At 70.6% G+C, this 5,360-nt stretch carries 6 protein-coding genes; 1 reads left to right on the top strand and 5 read right to left on the bottom strand.

Translation table 11 applies throughout. The features are described 5' to 3' along the window. Positions 1–84: 84 nt before the first annotated feature. From D588_RS0112765 to D588_RS0112745, 5 genes are all read right to left on the bottom strand, one after another. On the bottom strand, positions 85–1,509 hold the full coding sequence (locus D588_RS0112765) for an AcvB/VirJ family lysyl-phosphatidylglycerol hydrolase (RefSeq protein WP_026143665.1): 1,425 nt from the start codon (positions 1,507–1,509) through the stop codon (positions 85–87). 121 nt (positions 1,510–1,630) lie between these two features. After that, positions 1,631–1,816 (bottom strand): oxidoreductase-like domain-containing protein, encoded by a 186-nt coding sequence (locus D588_RS0112760; protein ID WP_017908246.1) that lies wholly within the window; start codon positions 1,814–1,816, stop codon positions 1,631–1,633. Positions 1,817–1,894: 78 nt separating this feature from the next. Further along, entirely contained in the window at positions 1,895–2,494 is a 600-nt protein-coding gene (locus D588_RS0112755; protein WP_017916254.1) for a hypothetical protein, read from the bottom strand. Beyond that, entirely contained in the window at positions 2,491–3,114 is a 624-nt protein-coding gene (gene thpR / locus D588_RS0112750) for an RNA 2',3'-cyclic phosphodiesterase (protein WP_017916253.1), read from the bottom strand. Before thpR ends, D588_RS0112755 begins: the two co-directional genes overlap by 4 nt. A 143-nt stretch (positions 3,115–3,257) precedes the next feature. Then, a complete protein-coding gene (locus tag D588_RS0112745) occupies positions 3,258–3,713 on the bottom strand; it encodes a PA2169 family four-helix-bundle protein (RefSeq protein ID WP_017916252.1) in 456 nt (151 codons plus the stop codon). Between the two features lie 618 nt (positions 3,714–4,331). Between D588_RS0112745 and D588_RS0112740 the strand changes: the two genes are divergently transcribed. Next, positions 4,332–5,327, top strand: a complete 996-nt coding sequence (locus tag D588_RS0112740) for a tetratricopeptide repeat protein (protein ID WP_017916251.1) — start codon at positions 4,332–4,334, stop codon at positions 5,325–5,327. Positions 5,328–5,360: the final 33 nt, after the last annotated feature.

Raw genomic sequence — 5,360 nt, 5'->3', positions numbered from 1 at the left:
CCCGGCGGCCGACGACGCGAGCGCGCAAGCCCGCACCCACGACCAGCCCACCAATCCCCAATCCCGACTCCCCAATCCCGGCGTCTACTGAATCCGCTGCAGAATCTGCTTGGCCAGCGTGGCGTAATCGCCCTGGAAATGATGGTCGCCGGGCAGCTTGACCAGTTGCACCGCGCCCTTGGGCAGGTCCGGGCACAGCGCGTCGTCGTCGTCCTCGCCGTAGATGCACAGGGTCTGCGCCGGCGGCATCTTCGCCACTTCCGGGGCGATCGGCAGGCCGTCGTCGCCGGAGCTGATCCAGTTGGACACGTGGAACTCGTAGTCGGCGGTCTTGCCGACCGACAGCAAGGCGGTGAGCTGCACCTGGTCGCGCATCGCTTCCGGCAACTGGTTGTAGGCCGCCGGCAGCACGTCGGCGCCCTGCGAGAAGCCGATCAGCACCACCCGCCCGCGTTGCCACAGGTGGCTGTAGTGGCGGTAGATGCGGTCCAGGTCGGTGGCGAAGCCCTGCGGCGTGCGCTCGCTCCAGAAGTAGCGCAGCGAATCCACGCCCACCACCGGGACGCCGGCCTTGGCCAGGGCGCCGGCGACCTGCTGGTCGAGTCCGGCCCAGCCGCCGTCGCCGGAGACGAAGATCGCGAACACGTTGCCGTTGTCGGCATCGCCCGCGCCCGCGGCGGCAGGCACTTCGACCACCGGCAACCCGGCCAGGTCGGCCGGGGTCGGCGGCAGGCTGACGCCGGGCCGGTCGCCCAGCGAACGCACCGCCGCACGCAGCCCCGGCAGCGCATCGCCGCTGGCGCTGCGGCGGAACTGCCGCGCCTGCGCCACCTTCTGCAGGAACGCGTCGCTCTGCTGGGTGCAACGGTCGCGGCGGGTCTTGGCATCGAGCGCCGCCAGCCACGGCACCGGCAGCGCAGTCGCCTGCAACGCACGCGCCGGCGCGGTGATGCCGGCGCCGCAGATCTGGTCGTCGAGCACCTGCACCGGGCAGAAATCCTCGGTCAGCAGGCCCGCCAGCAGATGCTTGGGCGCCTGCGCCGCGACCGCATAGGCCAGCGCGGCGCCGTCGCCATCGCCCACCAGCAACGGCAGGTGGTAGGTCGGCACGTGGAAATAGGCCTGCACGTAGCGCGAGAAATTCTCCACGTCGCCGGCGGAGAAGCCGCAGGTGCCGTCGATCTTGGCCAGCACCGCCTGCAGGTGCGCACTGTCGATCACCGCGACCATGGCGCCGTCGTCGCGCAGCGCCTCGATCTGGCGCATGCGCTCGGCGTCGGCGTGCTTGCCGCCGGCGAACCACAGCACCACGCGCTGCGCGTTGCCCTTCGGCAACAGCACCGGCACCTGCTCGAAGCGGCCGTGGCTGAGCTTTTCCGGCGCCGCGGCCGGTGCGCCGGCATGCGGCGCGGCGGTGGCCGCAGCGCCCGGTGCTGCGCCGGCGACGCCGGCCGCGAGCAGTCCGCCCAATGCACATCCCCACATCCAACCGCCACGCTTCTGCATCATCCGGCAATCCTGAAAAGGCGTGTAAAGATAATCCCGAACGGCGACGGCGCGAAGCGCGGCGCGCTCCCTGGTTCATGCCAGGTACGCCGGACCTGCGCCAGCGCCTGCACCGGCAGGCCTGTCAGGCGTCCGCGTCGGCGCCGGGATGGCGCAGCCGCCAGGCGGCCAGCGCCTGCCGGTAGCGCTCCAGTTCCTCGTGGTAGAGGTCGTAGACGCACAGCGGGCAGCCGCTGTCGCAGCAGTCGCTGGGGCCCGGCGGCAGCGGCGCCTGCGGGCGGGGATCGGCATTGGCGGCAGGGTCGGACATGGGGCTCCGTGGCGGCGGCCGGGGCAGACCGGCGCGGCAGTGTAGAAGAAGGCGGCGCAGGCCGCGGTCCGCGTCCCCTCAGCCGATGGCGTGACGCAGGTTGGCGCGCGCGGCCGCGTCGTAGCGCGCATGGAAGCGCTCGCTGAGAAAGATGCGCGGCTGCGCCAGCACGGTGCGCAGGAACGCGCGGCGCTTGCGCCGGTACAACCAGCCCGGCACCACGCCGCGGTACTCCTCGGCGATGGCGCGGTCGTAAGCGGCGAAGGCCTCCGGCGCGGCGCCGAGGATGGCCATGTCGCAATCCAGGAACAGCGCGGCGTCCGCATCCACCGAGTCGACGGTCAGTTGCCCGTGGCGCGCGGTCAGTTCGATCAGTGCCGCCACCCGCGCCGCCTCCACCCCGGCGTGCGGCAGCCATTGCGCGATCGCCGCCTCGGCCAGGCGCGCCGACTGCGCTTCGTTGTCGCCGCGGCCGGCGCGATAGACCGCATCGTGATAGAGCACGGCCAGGTAGACCTCGCGTGGCTGCCGCCAGCCGGTGTCGGCGGCGACCTCGGCATAGTGCGCCAGCACCGCCTCGACGTGGCCGAAATGGTGATACGCCCGCGGCGGTTCGGCGTAGGCCGCCCGCAGCTGCGCCCATTGCGCCTCGGGCAGGGTCAGCGGCACCGCGTTCATGCGTCGCGCTGCGCAGGGGCGTCGGCGCGCAACGGCCAGCTGGCTTCGTGCAGGTAACGGCCCTGGCCCTGTACGCTGCGGATCAGGCTCAGCGACGTCGCCCGCCAATGCAGCGCCGGCACCTGCTGCGGCGCCAACGCCTGATCGACATAGGCCAGGGTCATGTGCGGCAGATACGCGCCGTCGGCGCGCGGCGCCACGCCGTGTCGGGCCAACTGCTGCTGCAGCGCCTGACGCAACGCCAGCAACGGCGCGGGCTCGGCATCGCCGCGCAGTACCAGCGGCCGGCTGCGCGCGCGGCTGTCGAAGGTCACCGCCTGGTCGAATGCAAGTTGAAAGGGCGAGGCCGCAAGCGCCTGCCCGGCGGCGCAGGCCTGTTGCAGAAGCCGCGGCGGGATCCCGGCGTATTCGCCCAGATAGTGCAAGGTGACATGCAGCCGCTCCGGCGGCAGCGCACGCCCGTGCAGACCATGCGCCTGGCACAGTTGCTGGCCAAGGCTGTGCGCCGCTTGCGCGGTTTGCGTGTCGGGCAACAACGCAAAGAACAGGCTTTCGCGTGCGGCAGGCGCATCGAAACCGAGCGAAAACTGGGCGCCGGCAGGCGCAGCATCGGGAGACATGGGCGGAAGCGGCAAACGCCGCAATCAGGTCGGGCAGCGGTCGAGCACGCATGGTAGCAAGCGCACCGTCCCGCTGCAGACCATCGGCACGCCGACCCGGACAACGCCGCGATGCAGCGCGCCGGGCCGGCGGCGGGTGGCGCTTACGCCGCGTTCTTCATCGCGTGCTTGCGGGTGCGCATCACGTCGTGGCAGGCGCGCACTTCCGGCAGCAGACGGGTGGCGGCGTCGCGCGCGGCCACCGGGGTGTCGGCGTCGGCGATGGTCTCGTTGAAGGCCTTCAGCAGGCGATCTTCGGACTCTTCCAGCTCGGCGACGTAGCCGTACTTGGTGTCGCCCAGCGCGGCGCGGACCTTGCCGTACATCTGCTGCATGCTGCCGACCATGGTGCCGTGTTCTTCCGGCTTGCCGCCGACCGACTGCACCACCGCGCTCAGGCTGCTGACGATGTCCGACTTGACGCCGGCGATGCGCAGGAACAGCGCGGACAGCTCGGCGTCGCCCACCTTCTGCGCGGCTTCTTCGTAGAAGTCCTTGCCGTCGCGGGAAATGGCGATGAGGTCGTTGAGGGTGTGCGTGGTCTTGCTCTGGATGCTCATGGGAAACTCCTGTGGCGAGGCCAGCGATATCGCGCAACGGGCACACGGGGGTGAACCTGGATATCGCACGGCGCGGTCGAGAGGATTGCCGCGTTGCGTGGTGTTGGCAATGCTGGGCAGAGCGGCATAAAGCGCACGTGAGCCATCGGCGCTCGCTCGTCACGCCGCATTGCCCGTGGTGAACACGCGTTCATGGCCGCACTGCGCAGTCAGACATGTGGCGAAGTTTTCACCATCCTGTCTGCGTGCATTGTGGCGCCTGGGTGGCAGCGACTTATCCACACGGTTGCCCCACGTTCGTCCACAGCGGCTGTGGATGACCGCCGCCATCGATCGCGTCGGCCGGAGACCGCTCGTCGGCACCGCCACGATGACCGTCCTGTCTCGCCGGCGAGGGCCTATAGTGCAGGCGAGCCCTCGCCACTGCAGGGCACCGCGAGGTGCGTCATGTTCGCCTGGACCGCGTTCGCCCTGCTCGCCGCCGCCACGGCCGCCCCGTCGCCGCCCACACCTTCGCTGCCTTCCTTGCACACGGCAGCGGCCGTCCAGAGAGAGGCGGCACCGCCGGTTGCGGCGACGACTACCGCGGCAACCGTCGTTCCGACTCCTGAGCAGATCATGCAGCTGCCACCGGCGCTGCATACGCTGCTGCAGCAGCGCATCGACCGCGGCGCCGATGCCGAACACCGCCTGCAGCAACTGGTGGCGCTGGCCTTCGATGCCAACGGCCTGGACCTGCAGTACGACCCCAAGGCCACCCACAGCGTCGCCGAGAGCTACGCCACGCGCCATGTCAACTGCCTGTCCTTCACCCTGCTGTTCGTGGCGATGGCGCGCGACGTCGGGCTGCAGGCGCAGGTCCAGGAAGTACGCCGCGTGCTGAGTTGGTACGAAGACGGCAATGCGCTGTACAACGTCGGCCACGTCAACGCCGGCGTGCGCGTGGACAGCGGCCGCGGCAGCATCGACCTGGACCGCAGCGTGCTGATGGACCGGCGCGGGCCGCAGCCCATCTCCGATCGCCGCGCCCTCGCCCACTACTACAACAACCGCGGCGCCGAGCTGATGGTCGACGGCGATCTCGACGGCGCCCGCGCGCATCTGGCGATGGCCCTGCAGATGGACCCACGCTTCGCCGGGGCCTGGAACAACCAGGGCGTGCTGGCGATGCGCGATGGCGACAGCACCGCCGCCGCACGCGACTACGCCAAGGCGCTGGAGATCGATCCGGAACACCTGCCGGCGCTGTCCAACGCCGTGGGCCTGGCCCGACGCCTGGGCGACGGCACGGGGGAGGCCGCCCTGCAGCGGCAGATGGAACAGGTGCGCCAACGCGACCCATTCCAGCAATACCTGCTCGGCAACGAGGCGGAACGGCGCCAGGACTACGCCGCGGCCATTGCCTATTACCGTCACGCGCTGCACCTGTACGACGGCGCCCACCTGCTGTATTTCGCCCTGGCCCGCGCCTACCTGCACAGCGGCGACACCCGCCGCGCCACCGCGGCGCTGCGCGAGGCCATGGCCCACGCCGATCCGGCCACGCAACCGCGCTACCAAGGCAAGCTGGACGCGCTGCGCAGGCTGTCTTCCACAGCGCGACCGCTGCGCTAGCTGTGTAAACCCACCACGTTGTTCAGTGGAATT

It is taken from the genome of Xanthomonas sp. SHU 308 (assembly GCF_000364645.1).
In the GTDB taxonomy this organism is placed as follows: Bacteria; Pseudomonadota; Gammaproteobacteria; order Xanthomonadales; family Xanthomonadaceae; genus Xanthomonas_A; species Xanthomonas_A sontii.
The sequence above is the reverse complement of the archived record's forward strand: the minus strand, read 5'-3'. Positions and strand labels throughout refer to the sequence as shown.